Raw genomic sequence first — 21,513 nt, 5'->3', positions numbered from 1 at the left:
CGCGTGCCGGCGAGACCGCGTACGATCCGGCTTTTCCTGCGGGCGCCGCATCGCGCGGATGACACGAACAGCGACGAAACAGACAGAGGGGGAGCGGGGCATCGTGGGGGAGCGGCAGTCGGTGGACGAGGACATCCAGGATGCGCTGGACTGGGCACGGCAGCGCCTCAAGGAGATGGGCGTCTTCGAGGCGGAGGACGGACTGCGGTGGGCGGCGGCCCAGGGGCTCGTCCTGTCCGTGTGGCGCAATGGTCCGATTGAGGACGCGCACGCCTCCCGGCCGACCAGCCGGCGCAAGGCATTGCATGACGGGACGATGTTCGCCCGCAACACCTGGCTCACCCGGTAGGCGTTCGACGTCCTGGGCTCCGACGACCAGTTCCGTCTCTATGAGTTGGAGGACCTGGTCCTGGACCGGGACATGGTCTGGCCGGGCTGTGAGGGGACCCTGACGGACTTCGGCTGGGGGTTCCTCGGAGAGATCAAGAAGCAGGTGAAACAGCGCATCGACATGTTCAGGCACTTCGAGAAGAGCCTGCCGCCGGACGACTTCCTCGTCTTCGCCGGTGCTCCACGGATCGGGACCCACGACGACCACTACGGGATGCCGAAATGGCCTGCCTGCGTGGAAGCGGCGGTGCGCCGGCTGCGCGGCGAGGACGAGGAGTTCTGGCGCGTACGGGGCGACTTGATGACCCGCATCGGCTCTGCTCCGGCTGCCGTCACCGCGGACCTTGAGGCAACCCGGAAACGGTTGCTGGAGTCGCCGTGGGAACTCGGCGCCGAGAACCTGGGCTGGTTCTCCTGGAACCCGATCCTGCAGCCACCGGACAGGACGACACTCTAGATGCGCCGTGGCCGGCGACCGATGAGTTGTCGAACCTCGGCGCATCGACGAATTGCCCCACCGACGTCGCCGTTTCGGCGGAGACTCCGCTACTGCCGCCCCGGCCTGCCTTCGGTCGGCCGGGGCGCGTCCTGCTGGACCTTGGGTGCCACAAACCGGTCGCAAGCCCACCCGGTTGCGACTCTTCGTGAACGAAGCGGCACCGGCCTTGTCGCTGCATCGGCCAGACCATGAACCAACGCAGTCTTCCCCTCACCCGCGACTGCCCCGCGGCCTAGCCTGGCCAGGTGCAGAGCGCCTTGGCAGATTCTATTCCCGTCGGGCTGATGAGCCGCTACAACATCCCCGTCGACCGGTTCTACGGCCGGCAGATGGATGTGGTCACGCGGCCGGACCGCACCCACGTACACAGCGATCGCAGATGCGGTGCCCGGCCAAGCGCCCGCCCACGGGAAGCACGTCGTGCTCGCTTCGACGCGGACATCGCATCCCGCATGTGCGGATGCTGCCGGGTGGAAACCGTTACCGCTGACAACTCTCTGTCGGATGTCCTCGTCGACCTTGTTTCACTCTGTGAGCTTCTCGCCGAAGAGGCCGAGGAAGCAGAGAGCCGGGAAGAACCCGCCTACGTACCGGACTTCCTGGGGCCGAACTTCAACTGGGATCACTGGCGGACCCTGCAGACTGAGCTGTCGCAGACTGCACACGGCCTGCAGGCGCACCCCTGGCTGCACGACTGGGCCCGCTCCACGCTGGAACGCGCCGTCGCCTGCGTGGAACGCCGGTGTAGAGAACAACAGAGCATCATCGAAACGGCCCTACTCCACCAGGCCACCGTCGAGCTGCAGCAGGTTGGAGCCACCACGCAGTCGGCACGAATCTGGCAGGAGTGGCGGCAGCGGCAGGACTCGACCGACAGCACCAGCCCGGACTATGCCGCCTACGCCCTCAGCGCCCGGCTTCAGCTCTCCGACAGAGACACCGCCCACGCTGGCGCGGAGAGCGTGGAGGTCAGCGTGCGGCTTCCTCCCCTTGGAAGCGACCCAGACGCATGCACCGCGGTGGAACCCCTGTCGCTTTGGGAGACCACCGCGATCGTGGCCTACACGACATCCGCCGACTGGATCCGGGGCATCGTCACCCTGGCCGCGCCGCCCATCATCGCGCAGGAGCTGCTGAACCCGGCCAGGGCACTCGACATCTTCCACCACCCGTCCGGTGCAGGCCGCAAGCCACCACCGTCCCCGGCCCAATGACCCGGTCGGCCCGTCCAGAAGGCAATCCGCGGAGCAGCAGCCGTCGTGCGGTCGCCGGCGGCTGCATGGGCAGCAGCATCGCCCGGCCCTGACGGGCTGGGGACGACATAGTCGCCTGCGCCGATGTTTCTGCACGCTGCCGACCAGACTCCCGCGCCGTCTGTACGCCGCGGCGCCGGATTGGGAGCATGACGGGATATGCCTGGCAGGTGGAGGGGTGGTTGCGTGGGGGCGGACGAGATCAGGTCTCAGGGATTCAACCTGAATGAGCTGTTCCGTGACGTGACGTACGAGATCGACTACTACCAGCGTGACTACACCTGGGGTGACGAAGAAGTCCGCACCCTGCTGCGGGACTTGTGCGATTCGTTCAAGCACTGGTTGGGCGACTCCGCGTACCGGCGCCGCCCCCACACCGCGCCGCAGTACTTCCTCGGCCCCTTCGTCTACCACGAGCCGTCGGAAAAGCGCCGCTTCCTCGTCGACGGTCAGCAGCGCTTCGTCACTTTGCACCTGCTCTTTTTGCAGCTGAGACTGTCGGCCCAGGAAGCCGGTGATACCCACACGGTCGACCAACTCAACCGTGTCATCACGACCGACGGGAAGCACTTCAGCGTCGCCATCACCGACCACGACCCCGTCTTGCAAGCCGTCAGCGAGGGCCGCAAATACGAGGCCGGCGCGGGGGACTCCCTCTCCCGCCGCAACCTGTGGGCACGCGGCCAGCAGATCGAATCCCAGCTCGCCGAGGAACTCGACGCCGAGAAACTCCACCCCTTCACCGAATGGCTCCTGACACGCGTGGTCCTGGTGGGCATCCGCGCGGCAGGCCCCGACCACGGCTACCGCATGTTCGAGACGATGAATGACCGCGGCGCCCGCCTCACCACCGTCGACCTCCTCAAGAGCCATCTGCTGTCCAACGTCGGCTCCGCTGAAGATCAGCTGAATACCCAGTGGCAGGAGATGCTGCGGGAACTCTCCACCGACCGCGATGACCCCCAGGCGGCATCCCGCTTCCTCAAGGCATACCTCCTTGCCCGCTGCGCGCGCGAGGACTGCGACGAGGACCGCCGCCAGATCACCACCAACCTCAACGTGTGGGTACGCCACAACGCGGAGTACCTCGGCCTGACCCCGGGACGCCCCGATCACTTCCTCAACTTCGTGCAGAATCTGCTGAGGACGGCCCGTCTGTACAGGCCCGTCCTCGCCGCCACCCGCACCCTGAAGATGGACGGCGACCGCCTGGAGACGGTGCTGTTCAACGAGCGCAACGGCCTCGGCGTCCAGTCCGTCGCCGTGCTCGCTGCCATCGCCCCCGACGACCGGCCCACCGACGCCAAGGACAAGGGCCGCCTTGTCGCCTCCTACATCGACCGCTGGTACGCCCTGCGGATCCTGCAGGATCTGCCCGTCCAGTCCGCCGACGCCGACGCCCTGGTCCACACCGAGCTCGTCCCCCTCCTGCGCGGCTGCCGCACCGTCGCCGACGTCGCCTCCACACTGGGCGACCTCGCCCAGCAAAACGGGAACCCGGTGCGCGAAGCAATCACCCTGGGCCTGCGAGGCAACAACGCCCATCAGATCCGCTATCTCCTCGCCCGCGCCACCGCTTACGCCGACGAGGCCTGCAAAAAGCCCTTCGACATCCTCGCCTACCTCGACCGCGACCAGTTCCACATAGAACACCTGTGGGCCAACCACCACCATCGCGTCGCCGGTGACATCCCTGACCCGGTCGTCTTCCGCAGCCGCCGCAACCAACTCGGTGGCCTCGGCCTGCTGAGGGGCCGAGAGAACTCCAGTATCAATGACCTCCCCTTCGGCGACAAGAACCGCCTCTACGCCCGCAACAACGTCCTCCTGGGCGTCATGGCCCCTGAATACGATCACCGCAACCCTGAGCTGCGGGACTTCATCAAGGCACACCAACTCGACAAGCACATGCGGGCCTTCGGGCCGAGAGAGACCATGACCACGGTCATCGAGACCCGGCAGGAGCTGTATCTGCGCCTGTTCGAATGCATCTGGAAACCCGAACGCCTGGGGTTGCCCGTCTCTGCTGCCGTTGCACCTCCGCAACGCGACGCCAGCCAGCCGGTCGCCCGTCCGCGCCAGGCCCCTCCACGGCGCAGAGCGGCTTCTGGCCGACGCACCGACGTGGCCAGGATGATCGACGCCCAAGTTCTGACAGCCGACACCCGGATCGTGCTCACCTACCGCGCCACCGAGCACTGGGCCACCATCGACGCGAACGGCGGCATCATCCTCGCTGCGACCGGAGGCACGCCCTACGGCCGGGTCGACGAGGCCGGGGCCGTCGCCCGTGGCACCAAGACCTGCCAGGGCATGAACGAATGGCACATCGAAGACGAGAACGGAGTACGCGTCAGCCTGCGAACCATCCGTGACCGCGCGGCGGCGGCCGGCGCGCTGTAGCCGGTCAGGCAGGTCTGTCGACGGCTACCCCGATCCCGGTCAGCGAAATGAGCGAGGGATCGCTTCGGCAGAGTATGTCCTGGAATGGCGAGCAAGACGGTCGAGGCTGTGCTGTTTCCGGGGATCGATGTGCGAGTGGAGCGCGTCAGCGACTCCTCCGACGTCCTTGTGGTGGACGCGGTGTCCACCGCGCGCCCGGGCCGGTGCCCGGACTGCCGGAAACAGGTGAGGCGCAGACACAGCACGTACCAACATGCCCTAGAAGAAAGGCTGTTGGGGTCTCGCCGGGTCATAGTCCGGCTGCGGGTCCGCCGGTACTTCTGTGACCGGAAGAGCTGTTCCCGCAAGACGTTCGTCGAGTAGGTGCCGGGACTGTCCGAGCGGCACCGCCGCTCCAGCACCGGCAACGTCTTCGTTCGCGGGCCCGGCTGGGGGAGTAGAGGGGTTACACGAGTGGCCCGGCCTTCAGGCCAGGCCTGCTCGCGTACGCGGTTATGAGCTTGGCTGCCAGAGCGGACCGGTGCCGGACCGAAAATCCTGCCCGCATGTCAGTGGGGCTGGCGACACTTGGTCCATGATGCTCGACCGTGCCGACTTGGCACCGCCACTGCTGGTCTCCTCCGGATCGGCGTTCAACCCCATGGTGCTAGACCGGCCGACGCTGCTGCCCATCCTCGATGCCAATGCGCTGCTGGTCGAAGCCTGCTCTCTGGCCAGGCACGGCGGCCGGCAGGACCGGGTCACCGCGCTGGCCGGCACCGGCCACGCCACCCCGTACACCGCCGCGCACGTCCCCGGCGAAGTCGACGAACACCTGGCCAAGATGGCCGACCACTTCGAGGTAGCGGAGCGTCAGGCACGCCGCGTGCTCGATCAGCAGATATGGCCCGCCCTTCGGGTGGTCGACCTGGAGATCCGTGATCACCTGTCCTGGCGGACCCGTCACATCCTGCGGGTCGACCGGGAGATGCCGCTGAAGTACCGGGGCGACCCGGACGACGCGCCCACGATGGCGCTCGCAGAGTTCCTGGGGCCGTGCGTCATCGTCTCCCAGTACAGTGTCTTCGCCCGCTTCGGGTTCGCCGTCATCGAGTGGATCCCCGTCGCCCAGAGCGTGCTGCGCCTGGCCGGCCTGGAGGCCACCGCCGCGAACGGCCTGGTACTCATCGAGCTGGTACTCCGGCTGTTCGGCGAGGGCACCCACCGCCTGGTGGCCCTTGTCGCGCGCAACCCGCTGGCCGCGACGGCCGCCGTGGGCGGCCTGCTGTGGTGGTGCTACCACCGCGGCTACCTGACCCGCGACAACTGGCGGCGGGGCCTCTCGCGGATGGGGGATGCAGCTATGCCGCTGCTGGAGCTGGCCGAAGCCGGGATGATGGAGCACCAGACGCTCAGTGACTCACTTCTGGTGGTAGAGCCCCCGGTCTACCCGACCAGCGAGCAGTTGGCCGCCCGCTACCTCGCGCGCTGCGGCCGGCCCCTGATGCCCGGCGAACTGCGTGACGCGCTCGCCCGACGCGGCCACACGGTCTCCGCCGCGCAGTTGAAGAGGGACATGCTCGCCCACGGCGCGTTCATCCGCGCCCCAGGCGACCTGTGGACCGTCGGCCGCCCGGTGCAGCGATAGCACGATCGCGCTCAGAAATCCGAGTCAGAGGGCCAGGACGTCCCGCAACTTCCGTACGGCGCACTCGTGATGGCGCTCGGTGGGGGATCGCCTCGTACGGGTCCAGGGCGCAGCGGTGGACCAGGCGGGTGCGGTAGTCGGCCAGCAGCGTGGCCAGGGTGGCAGTCGTACGGCGGCAGGCCTGTTCGCTGTCGCCGTCGTGGTGGGCACAGGCGGCCGGCGTCGATGTGCAGCAGGGCGCGCGTCACGGTGCTGGCCGACGCCGACAGCTCCGGCGCCCGCTGCTGGCTCTCGCGGGCGCGGGCCGTGTCTGCGAGCGTGGTGTAGGCGTGGCTGAGGTGGACGCGGTGCTTCTTCTCGCCGTACGCCAACCAGGTGTCCGCCCCTTCTCTCTCGGGGAGCCGTTTCATGAGAGCGCCGGCATCCGCGAGCGCGGCGCGGGCCTGCTCACCCACGACCAGGTCCAGCAGTACGCTCTGCCCGCGGCCGCGGGCAAGCGCGACGACCCGTGATGGCCGGCCTTCGCCCGCCGCTACGGCTTCGATACGACCATCCCGTGCAATGGGAAGTCGAAGCCCTCGAACAGCTGCAGCTCACCCCCAAGATCACGGAGCGGACCTCATGCCTGAACTTCCGGCCCCCGGTCCCACCGGCGTGCGGATTGCCGGCGATAAATACCAGTGGCTCTGGGCCTGGCAGGGCTGCGTCACAGCACTGCGGGACGCCGCTACCCGCGCACCCAACCCGGTTGTCTGCGTCGGTGTCGAGGCCGACCAGGTGGGCAATCTGGACGACGTTGTCCTGTACCGGGCCAGCCCTCCGCACACCTACGCCCAGGTGAAGTACACCGCTGACGCCGCCACCCCCGTCAACGAGACGTACCTGTTCACTCCCAGCGCCTCCGGCGGCCCCTCGCTCCTGAAGAAGATCACCCAGAGCTGGCAACGTCTGACCGTCGACGGGGTGCCGGTCGACGTGGCACTGATCAGCAACCGGGCGCCCGACCCCGCTGACTCGCTCGTCTCGCTGCGTGATCCACGTACCCAGACCCTCATGCCCAAGGCCGGTCAGCAAGGACCCCGATCCGCGAAAGGCCAAGCCCGCGGGCGCTGGGCGGCGAACGCCGGGACAGACGAAGAGCAGCTTCTCGACCTGCTGCGCGTGCTGCGTTTCGACATCGCCCGCGACCCCTTGCACCTCCACGAACACCTGCAGCTGCTGATGTTCGCTGCGGGCCTTCGCCCCGACACGGCTGCGGTGCAGGCCGGCGCGGACTGGGTGGCCCGCCAGGTGATCAACGGTCAGCGCACGCTGTCCCTGGCCCAGATCACCGATGCCGTCCAGACGCTCGCGCTCACGGCCGGTCCCAACCGCGCCGTCGTGTCGATCGCCACCCTCAAGCCCGACCCGATGGCCGACGACGCCGACTACGCTGTCGACTGGGCCGACCGCTTCGAGGGAGACACCGCCTACTCCAAGTACCGCCCCAAGGCCCCCGCTACCTGGGTGCAGCTCCAGGAGGAGATCGAGGCGGCGCCCCACCGGCTTCCCCCCGGAACAGCCGCCGTGGCGGTAACCGGCAGCCTGCGCCTTGCGCCCGCCTTCCTCACCGGCAGCGCCTTCCGCATGGTCACCGGCGCCGACTTGGCAGTACTCCAGCGCGGCCAACTCTGGTCCTCCACCGAGCCCTACGACACGGCGCTCGCCCCCGCCCAGGAGACCCACGCGATCGGCCGGGGCCAGGACCTGGCCGTGGCCATCGCGGTGGCCACCGACCCCACCGCCGACGTCCTGGAGTTCCTGCGATACCGGCAACTACCGGTATCGCGCCTCCTGGTCCTGCGCCCGCCCACCGGCGCCAAGGACAACTCGATCCCCGACGCCGCCACCGCCAACGCCCTGGCCGTCGGTATCCGTGACGCTCTTCGTACGGCCAGCCGCGGCGCATCCCGGATCCACCTCTTCCAGGCATGCCCCATGGGCCTGGCCCTGCTGCTCGGCCACCGCTGGAACCGGCTGCGCCCCACCGTGGTGTACGAGCACGTGGCAACGCAGGACGTCTACGAGGCGGCCTTCACCGTGGACGCCTGAACCACACCCGCCTCAGCCTCAAGAAGCAGGCGCTACGGACCCCACCACACATCTGAACGCCCCGGCACCACCCCGCCCCGCAGGCGGCGGCTGACGACGCCGGGGCGTTGTCAGTGGCGGGTCCTAGGCTTGTCGGAAGGAACAGCTGTCGGTGCTGCCAGCTCGCCCGCCGACCGTCTCCTGACGGCCGGCGGCGGCGCGCACTCGGGCTGAACGACGAGCCTGAGGAGGCACGTGATGGGGATCAACGACGCGTTCGATCAGCTCCAGGGAGAGGTCAACGCCGATATCGACCAGGTCAAGCTGGCGCGCGAGCGCCGGGACACCTTCAAGAAGGCCCTGCTCGGCGAGGAGGACGTCCTGGAGACGTTCGGCTCGGGATCCCTGAGCCGAAGCACCCAGCTCAAGCCCATCCACGACGTGGACATAGTCGTGGTCTACGACGCGGCCGCGCACCCGGGCTGGGGCGCACCGGGCGACAGCGCGGGCGATGCCCTGGAGCACGCCAGCGGTCAGATCCACCGGCTGGGCCAGACCTACGGCACCGTCGCCCAGGAAGTCCGTCGGGCCGCTCCGCGCAACCATGCGGTCAAATGCTTCCTGGACGACAAGGACGAGGAGGAGGCGTTCACGGTCGACGTCATGCCGGCACTGCGCCAGAGCGACGGCACCCTGCTGATCCCGGAGAAGCTCAACCGCCGCTGGGTCCCGGCAGACCCGGAGTACCTGATCCGCAAGGTCGCCGAGCACCAGGGCGAGTGGGAGCACTTCCGCCCGCTGGTGCGGGTACTCAAAGACTGGCGCCACAGTGCGCCGGTCCAGGGCCGCGTCAAGTCCCTGGTCGTGGAGGTCCTCGCACTGAAGTGCATGCCGAAAGAGGGCAGCCGCGCGGAAGGACTGAAGACGTTCTTCACCGCCGCCGCGGTCAGGGTCAACGAAGGAGTCTCGGATCCCGCGGGCCTGTGCGGGGAGGTGCAGCCCGACCTGGACTACGCCGGACTCTCCGACGCGTTCGCCGATGCCGCGGACCTCGCTGAGCGGGCCTGCGCCGCTGCTGCTGCCGGGGACACCGACGGTGCGCTGCGACTGTGGCAGGACATCTTCGGCGACGGTTTTCCCGCACCCGCCAAGCCCACGTCGAAGATCACGGGCACACCCGCCCTGATCGCACCTCGGCCGATCAAGGACGCACCCCAGGGATGACGGCCATGGTCAGGCCCGAACCTGAACCGATCACATGGTGGAAAGCCGAACCCCGGCGTCTTGAAAGGGACCAGGCCGAGATCACCGCCCGGTTCAGCGCCCTGGTGTGGAACAGTGACGGCGCCGGCACCTGGACCGGCGTCCTGCCGCGCTGGCCGTTCGACCGTCCAGAACCGCCGAACCTCAGTGCCTGGGTGGGGGAGCAGGGGCTGCGCCTGACCGTTGCCTACAACCAGGCCTACCCCATGGTGGAGCCCTCTCTGCAGCCCCTGGACCCCGTACCGCTGCCCCAGGAGTGGACCCAGACCCGCTGGCACGTCAACGGAGACGGCACCCTGTGCCTGCTGCGGGAACACGCCTGGTGGACCGGACGGGACTCGCTCATCGACCTGCTGCTCAAAGCGGCTGGATGGCGGCTGGAGTACGCGCTGATGAAACACGGCGTCATCCAGGAGATGTCCCACTGCGGCATCGTCAGCGACAACCGCCACGATCACCTCTTCTCCCAGCCGCCGCCCGCAGTCGGTGAAACCGATACCGCACCCGCAACCGGCCAAGCGGACACCGGCCCGAAGGCAGAGGCGCCGTGCTGATTCTCTTTCCGCACCTGGCTGCCGCCACGATCCGCCAGGCCGGCACATGGGGCTACCTGACCCTGCGTGTCAGCGCCCCGGACGAACTGGCCGTGGTGTGCGCCCTGTCGGACGGCGACAACCCCAGAGTCCCGGTCGACCCCGAGCCCGCCGAACGGCTCCTTGCGAACTGCGACCCCGCTCCGATCAGCCTGTGGTATCGGGTCGACCCCGCCTTGCACCTGGCCTGGGCGCACTGCCACGCCCGCCAGGACACGGTCATTCCCCGAACAGCATTCCGGGACGCCGTACGCGGCGGCTACCGGACCTTCGGAACGCCCTACCTTGCCGTGACCTACGCGCCCGGCGTGGCAGAGGCCTTCCCCGGCGCCGCACTGCCCGACCTGGTCGCCTGGCAAGTCACCCCAGAAGGCGCCCTCCCGCTCGACATCCTCATCCAGCCCGCCGTCACCGGCATCGCCCAACTGGAGCCGCACTGGCCGGCAGCGCACCTGCAGAAGACCCACGCTCTCCTGGTCGGGGCCGGCAGCATCGGCAGCGCCACTGCCCACGCACTGGCCGGCTACGGCATCGGACAGCTGACCCTGATGGATCCCGACCGCCTGTCCTGGCACAACCTGGTGCGCCACACCAGCGCCAGCCGCTACATCGGCCGCCACAAAGTCACAGCCCTGGCCGAAGAGCTCACCCGGCTGCGCCCGGACACCCAGGTTCAACCGCTGCCCTGGGACGTGATCGCCCAAGCAGACCGTGTACGGGCGCTGCTTCCCACCGTCGACATCGTGGTGTGCACCGCCGACGGCGTCGCGGCCCGCAGAACCATCGGCCACCTCGCACGTCGTGCCGGCGTCACCGCCGTCCTGGCATGCGTCCTGCAGGACGGCGCCATCGGCGAGGTACTCAGGCTCCAGCCCTGGCCCCGCCACGGCTGCCTGACCTGCCGCCGTCAAACGCTGGTGAACAACGGGGGCATGGACCCCGAGCCCGCCCTGGACGCCGGCTACGGCACCGGCACACGCCACCGACCGATGACCGCAGTCGGCCCCGATCTGCACCTGGTCGCCCACCTCGCGGCCAAAACAGCCGTAGCCACCGTCTTGGAACGCGCCGGGCACCCCGACCAGCGGCTGCCCGGCGAACACGCGCTCCTGGCACTGCGCCGCCAGCCCGACTGCTCCCCGCCGTTCGACCTGAACCGCACCGGCGAACTGCGCTGGCTGCCCGCACCGCCCCCCGAACCGCGCTGCCCCACATGCGAAGCACCATGACCGTCCAACAGCCGGTCACCCGGGTACGCATGACCGCCCGAGCGGTCCGCAGCATCACGACAGAGCTGGCCACCAACGACCACGACACCGAAACCGGTGGCATCCTTCTGGGCCGCCACGATCGCGACACCGTCGTCGTTCGCCACGCCGGCACCCCCGGCCCCGCCGCCGTACGGACACCGACATCCTTCCTGCGCGACCTGGCACATGCTCAAGCCTTCGCGGACCAGGCGTTCGCCGCCGACGGCAGCGTCTGGATCGGCGAATGGCACACCCATCCCACGGGCGCCACGACGACCCCCAGCCCGCGCGATGCAAGCACCTACCGCCGGCTCCTGGATGACCCGGAATTGGCCTTCCATACCCTCATCGCCGTCATCCTCGCCCCTCACCAGGGCAACTGGGCAGTCGAGGCATGGGCCTGCCGCCACCACAGGATCACGGCCACGCAACTGCAGCTCCCCATACGCCTCACGTCCTCGACAGACCACCGTGACCATGGAGGCTCGTCATGACCACCCCGGCCGGACCCCGATGGAGGTCTCTTCCGTGAAGCGCGCTCGTGCCACGTTGCTGCTGACCGAGATGCTCGACCGCCTGGAAGGAGGCGAATGGCCGCTGGACCTGGTCGACCAGATCCTGGTGTTCGGCTCCTACGCCCGCGGCGCGCTGGAGCCGCACGACGTCGACGTCGTGGTGGAGCACCGCACCGACAACCGGCTGACGTCCGAGTTCGTCCATGCCCTGTCCTACGGCGGCGATCCGTCCGGATCGATGAAACGCGCCTTGAAAGGCCGCAGCCGCGGCCTGCAGCTCCACTTGCGCGAGCGCAGCACCCTGGAGGAGGACGGCTTCCCCTTGACCGTGCTGTGGACCCGCCCCGAACCCGTCGCCACCGCCCGCGCCCGCCTGGCCGCCCTCACCCCCGACCCCACCGCCGGCCGGGCCCCGCGCGACCACATGATCGAGGCATTCGAGGGCCTGGACCGGTGGATACCACGACCAGTCCGCATCGAACTCGTCGACCTGGTCTCCCGGGGAGCCATCCGCATCGACCGCCTGGACCTGCCCGACGCGGTACCGCAGCATCCAGCAGCGCTCGAAGCACTGCACCGCTGGACCGAGACCAGCCCGCTGCGCCGCGCCGCCGCCGGGGCACTGGCCCATCTGGAGAGCACCGAGCACACCGTGGACCACGTGCTACTCCACGGTGAACCCTTGACAGGTAGCCACTACAGCGCTCCCTCGCCCACGGTGGGGATCGGACTCGGCTGGCGCGGCTTCGGTTACCTGTCCCGATTGCTGGAAGATGTGAGCGATTGGTTCGAGGTGATCCGCCCGACCCGGACCCAGCCCCTGCATACCCTGCACCTGACCGTCCTTGACCACACTGCCGTGAGGGCGCGCTGACCGCGCCGGCGCGGATCCACTCCAACGGCTCCCTGCCTTCCTCGCTACCCGCACCACACCCGACTTTCCCTGCCCGGCCCCCCTTCCGGTCCGGACTCGAAAGCGGACCGGGGGAGGAGTATTGATCGCACCGTCCTCAATAGACGGAGCGACAACCGCCAACCCATCGGCCGTGACGCTATGGAGCTTCCGTCCTACGGCCCCGTTCACTGCGCACGGTGTGCGGCGCGCACGGGTCTGTAAAGCGAGCGGCTCTGTTCCGTAGTCGGTGGTGACGTTGAGTCGTCGCATGCCATCATGAGACATGACTGACATCAACTCCCTTGTAGGTGTGGTGTTTTCCGGGTTGTCGGCGCTGGTCATCGAGGATGTGGAGGACGGTGGCGAGGTGATCCGGGTGACTGCCCGGACCCGGGATGTTCCCGTGCCCTGTCCGGTGTGCGGGGTGGTGACGGGGAAGGTGCACGGGTATCACGGCCGGACGGTGGCGGATGTGCCGGTGGACGGCCGCCGGGTCGTGGTCCATGTCCGGGTGCGGCGTCTGGTCTGCCCGGTCCTGGGCTGCCGGCGGCAGACCTTCCGCGAGCAGGTGCCCGGGCTGCTGGAGCGCCTCCAGCGCCGCACCACGCGTCTGACCGGCCAGATCTCCGGGGTGGTCAAGGAGTTATGCGGCCGGGCGACCTCCCGCCTCACCCGCATCCTGGTCACGCCCGTTTCCTACGCCACCGCCCTGCGCCTGCTGCGGCGCATCCCCACCCCGACGGTGCGCGTTCCACGGGTTGTCGGGGTCGACGACTTCGCCCTGCGCCGCCGGCACCGCTACGCCACGATCATCATCAACGCCGAGACCGGGGAACGCATCGACGTACTCCCCGACCGCGAGGCCGCCATCCTGGAGGCATGGCTGCGCGGGAGGACCGGGATCGAGGCCGTATGCCGCGACGGCTCGGCCACCTACGCCGAGGCGATCCGCCGGGCGCTGCCCGGCACGGCGCAGGTCAGCGACCGCTGGCACCTGTGGAGCAACCTGTGCGACAAGACCCTGGCCGAAGTCCGCGCCCACGCCCCCTGCTGGGCCACCGTCAACCCGCCCCGTCCCGGCGGGGTGCGCGAGCAGACCACCCGCGAGCGCTGGCACAAGGTCCACGACCTCCTCGACAAAGGCGTTGGCCTGCTGGACTGCGCTCGCCGCCTGGACCTGTCCCTGAACACGGTCAAGCGCTATGCACGCACCCCCGAGCCGCCCACCGAGCGCATCGCCCCACGCTATCGGCCCACCCTGGTCGACCCCTACCGCGAGCACCTGCGCACGCGTCGCGCAGCCGAGCCCGGCGTGCCCGTCACGCACCTCCTGCACGAGATCAGGGAACTCGGCTACACCGGCAGTGCCAACCTGCTGGTCCGCTACCTCAACCAGGGCCGCGCCGAAGGCGACCGCCCCGTCACCACCCCCCGCCGCCTCGCCCGGCTCCTGCTCACCCACCCCGACCACCTGCGGACCAAGGACACCGACCTGCTCAGCCTCCTCACCGCGACCTGCCCCGAGATGACCCAGCTCACCGCCCTCATCCGCGACTTCGCCGCCCTGCTGACACCCGCCAGCGGCAACGACTCCAAGCTCACCGAGTGGATCACCCAGGCCCGCGGCGCAGACCTGCCCCACCTGCACACCTTCTGCAACGGCCTGGAACTCGACCGCGCCGCCGTCAACGCCGGCCTGACCCTCCCCTGGAGCAACGGCCGCACCGAAGGCGTCAACACCCACACCAAGAAGATCATGCGGCAGATGCACGGCCGAGCCGGATTCGAGCTCCTCCGCCACCGCATCCTACTCAGCACATAGACACCCAACGTCACCACCGACTACGGAACAGAGCCGGTGAGCGTACAGACCCCTTCGCGCTCGCCGACCCGCGGCGAATGGATCTTCAGCGGACTGAGCGCCGCCCTCGTCGGCATTCTCGGATGAAGGGGAAGAAAAGGGTCGGCGCCTGAGGAAGTGATGTCTCACCTCATTCCTGCGGGGATCTGGGCCGTCCCTCGTCGTGGGGTAGCTGCGAGGGGTGGCTGTGAAGGCTGGCCAGTGCTGTCTGGACGGCGGAGAAGCGTATCCGTTCTTGTTCCAGTCGTATGCCGTGCCCGAAGTCGTCGTCCACGAGACTCTGGTAGAGGTCGGTTTCCTCGCCGGTCAGTGACTGCAGGTGTTCCTGGGTGGGCTTGGGCTCCTTCACCCACTGGCCCCGGTGGGCCGTCAGGGTGGAGCGGTCCATCAGGATCGACTCCGTGTGGGGGAAGACGCGGCGCAGTCGGTCGAGGATCGCGAAACCGTGGGTGTCCAGGTCGCCCCAGTACACGAGTCGCTTGTCGTGGAGCCAGTGCAGTTCGGCGAGCCGGGTGACGGCGTATCCGCTGCCGAGGATCACCATGCTCGCGGGCTGGGGCGGGAAGGCGAGGTAGGTGGTCTCGTTCTCGACGATGAAGATGGTTGTGATGTCGGGCGGGGATGCGGTGAACTCATCGACGCGCACGGTCAGTTCGTTGAATCCGGCGATAGAGGTGTCGCTGAGGAGACGGAATCTGGCGTAGGCGGGCTTGCCCCGGAAGCGGAAGCGGGCGGTGAAGCTGGTGCGCGGCGCTTCGGTGTCGATCCGGTCGGCGGGCAGGCAGTGCTCCAGCAGAGTGGTCAGGATGGCGCGGTGGCTCTCGATGAACTTGGTGTCCACGCCCGGTACGTCGATCTGCCGTAGATAGAGCGGCGGACCCTGGTAGTCCAGGATCCAGCGGACGGTCTGGTGCAGGCGCTCCCAATCCGTTTCGAGGTCCAGGACTTTCATGGGATAGGCGGTCATCCAGGCCGCAAGCTCAGGGGTGGCCTTTCGGGCGGAGGCCAGCAGCGTTTGGAAGCGGTGGACGGCGCTGGTGACGCCGAGGAGGTCCCACAGCTGTTCGCGGCGGTCGATCCATGCCTGGTGAGGGAGGTCGTTGGCGCCGACGACGCGTCCTCCGACTCGCCGGTGCTCGATGCGCGAGAACTGCTGCCGGGCGGAGTCCCAGGTGTGGACCCAGGTGCGGACGGCGTCGAAGTCGCGGGTCAGCTCGGAGGGTTTGGGGCCGCCCAGCGGGATGCAGAGCGGTTCGAAGGGATGTTGCTCGGCGAGCGCGGTGAGGAAGTCACCGCGCATCCAGCGTCTGCGCAGGCGGTCTGTGACGTCTGCGGGTGTGGTCCATGCCCGGCGGTCGGTCGGCGCCACCATGTCAGTGCCCCCGGCCGGTGCCGGCGCCCTGCAGCGCGGACAGGGTGTGGGCGAGGCGCTCCTGGCGGTACTGCGTGATGGTCAGGGTCCGCAAGCGTGAGTCGTGGCCGTCGGGGTTGTCGACGAAGCCGACGGCGGACACGTACGGCTCGATGACGTGGATCTTTTGGAGGGGTGTGACGATGAGGAGTTGCAGGCCGAGCCGTTTGAAGAGGTCGAGGGCGAATCGGGCGGAGTCCTCGGAGCCGCGGCCGAAGGCTTCGTCGATGACGACGAATCGGAAGGTCTTGGATCGGGCCGAGTTCCAGTCGAGTTTGAACTGGTAGGCGAGGGAGGCGGCAAGGATGGTGTAGGCGAGTTTCTCTTTCTGTCCGCCGGACTTGCCGCCGGAGTCGGAGTAGACCTCATACTCGGTGTCGTCCTCCCGCCGCCGCTCACTGGCGCTGAAGACGAACCAGTAGCGCACGTCCGTGACGCGGCGGGTCCACGCACGGTCAGCCTCGGTGTGCCCTTCGCGGCCCTTGAAGCGTTCGATGAGACGGCGGACCTGGTGGAACTTCTCTTCGGAATAGGTGTCCGAGTGGTCGTCGGCCAGGGCGTCGTCCGTGCAGGCACGCAGTTCGGTGATGAAGTCGCGGATCTCGACGTTGGGCGTGCGATCGGTCTTCAGCGTGATGTAGCGGCCGGGGTTGTAGTCGATGCCGGCGAGTGAGTCGTTGATGATGGCGACGCGTTCGCCGATCTGGTCGGCCTGGCTGGTCAGCTGCGCGTGGAAGCCCGCGATGTCACGGATGACGTTTGTCTTCAGGTAGCTCTTGAACTGCTCCTGGAAGCGGGGCAGATCATCGGCGACCAGGCGCTGGTGCAGTTCGCGGTAGCCGCGGGCGGAGTTCACCGAGTCGTCCAGTTCGCCTGTCTCCACCGGGTACTCGCGGCGGAAGGCGCCCATCTTGGAGGCGATCGCCTGGCCGATGCGGTTCTGCTGGATGCTGAAGCGGTCCTTGGCCGAGGCCAGCTCGCCGTGCACACGGCTTTCCGCGGCAGTGCACTCGCTCACCGTCCGGCAGGCCAGCCGTGTCTGGGCCAGGCGCTGCTCGATGGCGGGAAAGTGTGCGCGGGCGGCTGCGCAGTCAGGCTCGTCCAGCAGGGCCCGGGCGGCGTCGTGCTCACGCGTCGCGGTCTTGAGGGCCTCGTTCAGGCCGCCGATGGCCAGGCCTGCCTGTTCACGGTCGTCTTCCGCCTGGGCGATCTCCTTCGCGAGCACCTCCAGGCGGCGGGTGATCTGGTCCAGGTCCTCGGAGGACTCCTCAAGGCGCCGCTTCTCCTCGGCCAGCGCCGTGATGCGGCTGACGGCCGAGGCCCAGTCGATCTCGCTGTAGTCGCGGGTGGTTGCGAGCTGGGCGAGGATCTGGCCGCGAGTGATGCTGTTGGTATGGGCGGTCTCGATGCTGATTTTCCTCTTATTGAGGTCTTTTTGTTCCTTTTGCGTGCCGCGGGCCTGGTCGAGGAGAGCGTCGATCTTCAGCTGGTTGGTCCAGCCCAGAACGTAGGAGCTGCGGTCGTCGATGCGGGTGGTGTCGTTCTTCTCGTGACGGCCCCGCGCCCCCTTGACCAAACCCTGCGGGGTGATCGCCAGGTCGGCCCGCTTGAAGTCCGCCATCGTCTCGGCGCAGATGTGTCCGGCGCGGCGGTCCAGCTCGCTGGCCAGCCAGTGGGCGAACGGGGACTCTGCCTTGACCTCCAGTTTGGAGGCCAGGACAGGGGCTTCGGTGTGCTGCGGGCGCCGCACCGGGACTGTTTCGGGGACGCGGAAGTAGACGAGCCGGGCACCGAGGTGGTGCGCGTTGATCCACTCCGACACGGGAGAGTACAGGTCGTGCGGGACCAGCAGCGAGAGCGCGAAACCCCGCAGCAGCCGTTCTGCGGCGCCGACCCATGCCTGCTCGTCGGCCCGGACCTGGATCAGTTCGCCGGCGAACGGCAGCGCACTCTCCTCGATCCCGAGCTCATGGCACAGGCGGGCGCGCAGATCCAGCTGCTTCTTGGGAATGTTGCTGCGCCGGGAGCGGAGGCTGACCAGCTCCTCGCCCAGTTCCGTCGCCTGCTGGCGCAGGCGGTTGGCATCGACCGCGAGGGCGCTCAGGGCTTCCCGGGTCTCCTGCTGCACCGTGGTGGCGGCTTGTTGGGAGTCGGCGATCTCCTGGAGGCGTTCGGTGAACTGTTCTGCGCTGCTGACAGGGCTGAGCTCCACCTGACCCAGCAGAGCGGCGTGGTCCCTTGCCCTGCGCTGACGGTCATCGCGGGCGCGCGACTCCCGTTCGATCTCCCTTTCCAGTTCGCCGAGGCGAGCGCCGCCCATTCCCGCGCGCTGCAGCTCCAACCGGCTGTGCTGCCCGTGAAGATCCTTGAGCCGGTCCTTCGCGGCCCCCCGGTCGTTCTCGTGGCGGCTCAGATCACGCTTCAGCGTGAGACGGTCCGCCTCCAGCAGGGCGGACTTGCGCTGGGCGAAGAAGAACCGCAGGGCGCTTTGCTGCGCGACGGCCTCGTCGATACTCCTGGCGAGGACGTCGTGCTGGTCGCACTCTTGAAGCAGTGGCGTGAGGGCGTCGATCTGGGCGCGTGCGCGCTGCACCGACTCATACGTGGTGGTCAGGGCGTCGAAGTGCGCCACGATCGTCTCGGTCATCATGGCTGCGTCGAAGGGTTCCAGCATGTGGCTGCGGACGAAGTCGTCGAGGCTGCCGACGGACTTCATGGACACCGTCTGGTGGAAGAGTTCCAGGGCCTGCTCGGACTCGATGCCCATGCGGCGGCGGAAGTCCTTGCTGTAGGCGGCGAACGACGGGTGCACCCGTACGCCGCTGCCGGTCAGCCGCTTCTTGAGGGACCTGACGTCGGTACCGAAGTCGGAGAAGTCGTCCGTGACGGACAGGGCCCGGTCCGCGGTGAGGAACAGGCGCTCCGGCTGGGTGGCGTTGCCGTCGGCCATCCAGAAAACCTGCGCGAGAGTGACCGTCGCGTCGTAGCCGCGGTTGGTGAACACCCCCAGGATCACCGAGTAGTTGCCCGGCTGGCGCAGGGCGACCGGACGGGTCGTGCCGGTGGCCTCGTTGCGTTCGGACTTGTAGTGGCCCAGGACGTAGGAGCGCAGGCTGCGTTCGCGGCTCTCCGCGCCGGCGGCCCGGTTGTAGGCGATGCGGTTCGCGGGCATGAACAACGTGGTGACCGCGTCGACCAGGGTGGACTTTCCCGAGCCGATGTCGCCGGTCAGCAGGGCGTTGGCGCCGCCGACTCCCAAGGACCACACGCGCTGGTGAAAAGTGCCCCAGTTGTACACCTCCAGCCGCTCCAGCCGGAACCCGGCCAGGTCGAGATCGGGGGAGGCGTCGGTGACGAACGGGCCGGACTGAGCGGGGATCACTGCTGTCCTTCCGGGGTGGTGGGGGCCGCGTACCGGGCCAGGTTCGTTTCGAAGTCGGCAAGCCACTGCCCGTCGACATAGGCCTTGATGATCCGCTGCACCTCGTACAACTGCTCCTGGTGCTTGGCGCGGCGCAGGAACTGCAGCTCCACGGCCTTGGTGATGTACGTGTCGATCTGGTCGACCAGACGCGCCTCGTTGCTGCCGGTGGGCAGGAACATGCGGATCATTTCCACGATCTCGTCGCGGGTGATCATCAGCCGGGTCTCGCCGGACCCGGCGTCGAATTCCGCCAGCCGCTTGCGCAGCAGCACGATCAGCAGACTGACCGGGTACGACAGGGACCGGCGGGGCATCAGGCGCGGCGCAGCCAAGCGCGGATCTGCGTTCTCCTCCTCGGGCTGGGAGCGCAGGAACGCATAGCCCTCGGCTTCGTCGATCACCACGGTCAGGCCCATGACGTCGACGTAGTCCTGGACGCGGGCGCGCAGTTGGAGCAGCGCTTCCCAGGCCCGCTCATGCTGGTCACGGAAGAGGGGCCCCTTGAGCAGCTGGTTGACCGGCAGGGACAGGCTGCGGGTCTGCTGTGGCATGGGTGGCACAGGCGTGGTCATGACTGCTCCTCCTTGCCCGAGGCCCAGGTGGCGCCGGAGATGGTGCGGGCGAACGCCGCCACGGGGGCTTGGACGACGTGCTGGACGCCGTCCGCGCCGGCCCAGGTGATCTCTTCGCGGCGGCTGTCGTCGAAGACCACCGTGAAACCGTCCCCGGACAGCGCGAGGTACGCGACCAATTCAGCGAGCCCCTGCTCCAGCGGGTGCTGGCGCACGAGGTCCGCCAGGGACACCTGAGCCTGCAGATCCAGTGCGCGCCGGACGGCCTCGACGAGCCGGGCCGGGTCCACATAGACCGCTTCGAACAACGCGTCGGCCGCGAACTCCTCATCCCCCACACGGATGTCGGCGCTGTCGATCGGCGTCCGGGTCACGGGCGCGTACAGCGGTCGTTCCATCGGCAGAGTGATGGTTGGGGCGGCGGCGTCGATCTCCACGATCAGGTCCATGCCGGGCGTATCACGCAGTGCGATCGCGCGGGCCTCAATGCCGCTCATCAGTTCCATGACCCGGCGGTCCTCGGACCAGGCCCGGTCGTCGAGGAAACGCCGCAGCTGCTCGGAGAGCTGGCGGACGGTCGCCTGGGTGCGCTCGGCGGCGTCCAGCCAGTCCCGGGGGATGCGCCGCATGCGGGGGTCGGGTTCGCCGATGGCGTCCATGGCTTCGACCGCGGCCAGGAGTTTCTTGAACTCGTCCTGGCGGCGGTGGGAGAGCAGGAAGCCGTAGAACGCCTGGAAGCTCCTGCCCTGGTCCGATTCGGCGATGCTCTCCCGGCTGGTGAGGATCTCGTCCAAGAGCTCGCCCTTGCTGCCGTCCCACACGGCGATCTTCCGGCGCAGTTCCCGGTCCAGGTCGCGGAAATTGGCCTCGACCTCACGGAAATCGGCGAGCAGGTCGTGTGCGGTGGCGGTCAGCTGTTGGTAGCGGTCCCGCAGACCGGAACTGTCGAGTACGTCCACGTCGCCGGCCTCGGCCCGGGCGATCTCTTCGTCGATCTCCAGACGCCGACGCTGCAGTTCCTCGAGCCGCGCCTCGGGATCGGTCTCGGCCCCGAACGTCATCTGCCTCAGCAGGTCGAAGATGGTGTTGAGACGTGACTCGGTACCGATGAAGGACCGGACCTGAAGTGACCGGATCCAGGCGATTGCCTTCTCCACCGCCGGAGTCGCGTCATAGTGCGGCTCGTCCGAGTCCGCCGGATAGTACTTGCGCAACCAGCCCGACTGCGGCCCCGACCAGTCGTCCAGATACGCCTTCGCGGACTTCGGGAACGCCCCCTGGCCAAGTCGCTCATTGAGTGCGAACAACTCGTCGTCCAGACGATCGGCCAGCTCCACACCGGCGATCGAACGGGTGCCATGCTCGACGAAGACCTTGTTGAAGAAGCTCAGCATCAGTGCCGCGTTGTCCGCCCGCAGCAGCTTCCAGGCGGAATGGTGTCTGCGCAGCGCGACCAGTTCGTCGTAGTCCAAGCTTCCCACCCCAGA

Annotated in this window: 17 protein-coding genes; 13 read left to right on the top strand and 4 right to left on the bottom strand. The window is 68.3% G+C overall.

Annotated features, from left to right (window positions below; all coding sequences use genetic code 11):
• Positions 1 to 58 precede the first annotated feature (58 nt).
• The 13 genes from OG310_RS00135 to OG310_RS00075 all read left to right on the top strand — a co-directional run bounded on the left by OG310_RS00135 (position 59) and on the right by OG310_RS00075 (position 14,580).
• Complete coding sequence (locus OG310_RS00135) at positions 59 to 349, top strand: hypothetical protein (protein WP_329453806.1); 291 nt, start codon at positions 59 to 61, stop codon at positions 347 to 349.
• 45 nt (positions 350 to 394) lie between these two features.
• The gene (locus OG310_RS00130; protein WP_329453805.1) at positions 395 to 847 is read left to right on the top strand and encodes a hypothetical protein; all 453 of its coding nucleotides are present in this window, start codon (positions 395 to 397) and stop codon (positions 845 to 847) included.
• 287 nt (positions 848 to 1,134) lie between these two features.
• Positions 1,135 to 2,103 carry a hypothetical protein gene (locus tag OG310_RS00125; protein ID WP_329453804.1) on the top strand — a complete coding sequence of 323 codons (969 nt, stop codon included), beginning with the start codon at positions 1,135 to 1,137 and terminating at the stop codon, positions 2,101 to 2,103.
• A gap of 225 nt (positions 2,104 to 2,328) precedes the next feature.
• Positions 2,329 to 4,545 carry a DUF262 domain-containing protein gene (locus tag OG310_RS00120; protein WP_329453803.1) on the top strand — a complete coding sequence of 739 codons (2,217 nt, stop codon included), beginning with the start codon at positions 2,329 to 2,331 and terminating at the stop codon, positions 4,543 to 4,545.
• Between the two features lie 574 nt (positions 4,546 to 5,119).
• Entirely contained in the window at positions 5,120 to 6,172 is a 1,053-nt protein-coding gene (locus OG310_RS00115) for a hypothetical protein (RefSeq protein ID WP_329453802.1), read from the top strand.
• Positions 6,173 to 6,501: 329 nt separating this feature from the next.
• On the top strand, positions 6,502 to 6,684 hold the full coding sequence (locus OG310_RS00110) for a hypothetical protein (RefSeq protein ID WP_329453801.1): 183 nt from the start codon (positions 6,502 to 6,504) through the stop codon (positions 6,682 to 6,684).
• 109 nt (positions 6,685 to 6,793) lie between these two features.
• Positions 6,794 to 8,263, top strand: coding sequence for an SAVED domain-containing protein (locus tag OG310_RS00105; protein WP_329453800.1), 1,470 nt, complete (start codon positions 6,794 to 6,796; stop codon positions 8,261 to 8,263).
• A 237-nt stretch (positions 8,264 to 8,500) separates the two neighbouring features.
• Positions 8,501 to 9,466 carry an SMODS domain-containing nucleotidyltransferase gene (locus OG310_RS00100; RefSeq protein WP_329453799.1) on the top strand — a complete coding sequence of 322 codons (966 nt, stop codon included), beginning with the start codon at positions 8,501 to 8,503 and terminating at the stop codon, positions 9,464 to 9,466.
• Positions 9,463 to 10,059, top strand: coding sequence for a hypothetical protein (locus OG310_RS00095; protein ID WP_329453798.1), 597 nt, complete (start codon positions 9,463 to 9,465; stop codon positions 10,057 to 10,059). The genes OG310_RS00100 and OG310_RS00095 overlap by 4 nt, the downstream gene beginning before the upstream one ends.
• A complete protein-coding gene (locus OG310_RS00090) occupies positions 10,053 to 11,327 on the top strand; it encodes a HesA/MoeB/ThiF family protein (protein ID WP_329453797.1) in 1,275 nt (424 codons plus the stop codon). Before OG310_RS00095 ends, OG310_RS00090 begins: the two co-directional genes overlap by 7 nt.
• Positions 11,312 to 11,842, top strand: coding sequence for a Mov34/MPN/PAD-1 family protein (locus tag OG310_RS00085; RefSeq protein ID WP_329453796.1), 531 nt, complete (start codon positions 11,312 to 11,314; stop codon positions 11,840 to 11,842). The genes OG310_RS00090 and OG310_RS00085 overlap by 16 nt, the downstream gene beginning before the upstream one ends.
• Before the next feature lie 34 nt (positions 11,843 to 11,876).
• On the top strand, positions 11,877 to 12,737 hold the full coding sequence (locus tag OG310_RS00080; protein ID WP_329453795.1) for a nucleotidyltransferase domain-containing protein: 861 nt from the start codon (positions 11,877 to 11,879) through the stop codon (positions 12,735 to 12,737).
• A 304-nt stretch (positions 12,738 to 13,041) separates the two neighbouring features.
• Positions 13,042 to 14,580 carry an ISL3 family transposase gene (locus tag OG310_RS00075; protein WP_443078506.1) on the top strand — a complete coding sequence of 513 codons (1,539 nt, stop codon included), beginning with the start codon at positions 13,042 to 13,044 and terminating at the stop codon, positions 14,578 to 14,580.
• A 169-nt stretch (positions 14,581 to 14,749) separates the two neighbouring features.
• Here OG310_RS00075 and OG310_RS00070 read toward each other — a convergent pair whose 3' ends face one another.
• From OG310_RS00070 to OG310_RS00055, 4 genes are read right to left on the bottom strand one after another with little or no spacing between them, the layout of a single operon-like run.
• Positions 14,750 to 15,991, bottom strand: coding sequence for a Wadjet anti-phage system protein JetD domain-containing protein (locus OG310_RS00070; protein WP_329453794.1), 1,242 nt, complete (start codon positions 15,989 to 15,991; stop codon positions 14,750 to 14,752).
• 1 nt (position 15,992) lies between these two features.
• Positions 15,993 to 19,412, bottom strand: coding sequence for an ATP-binding protein (locus OG310_RS00065; RefSeq protein ID WP_329453793.1), 3,420 nt, complete (start codon positions 19,410 to 19,412; stop codon positions 15,993 to 15,995).
• A complete protein-coding gene (locus OG310_RS00060) occupies positions 19,409 to 20,026 on the bottom strand; it encodes a DUF4194 domain-containing protein (RefSeq protein ID WP_329453792.1) in 618 nt (205 codons plus the stop codon). Before OG310_RS00060 ends, OG310_RS00065 begins: the two co-directional genes overlap by 4 nt.
• Positions 20,023 to 21,507, bottom strand: a complete 1,485-nt coding sequence (locus OG310_RS00055) for a DUF3375 domain-containing protein (RefSeq protein ID WP_329453791.1) — start codon at positions 21,505 to 21,507, stop codon at positions 20,023 to 20,025. The genes OG310_RS00060 and OG310_RS00055 overlap by 4 nt, the downstream gene beginning before the upstream one ends.
• Positions 21,508 to 21,513 lie beyond the last annotated feature (6 nt).

Source organism: Streptomyces sp. NBC_01497 (genome assembly GCF_036250695.1).
In the GTDB taxonomy this organism is placed as follows: Bacteria; Actinomycetota; Actinomycetes; order Streptomycetales; family Streptomycetaceae; genus Streptomyces.
Note: the sequence above shows the minus strand (reverse complement) of the source record. Positions and strands in the feature narration are given on the sequence as shown.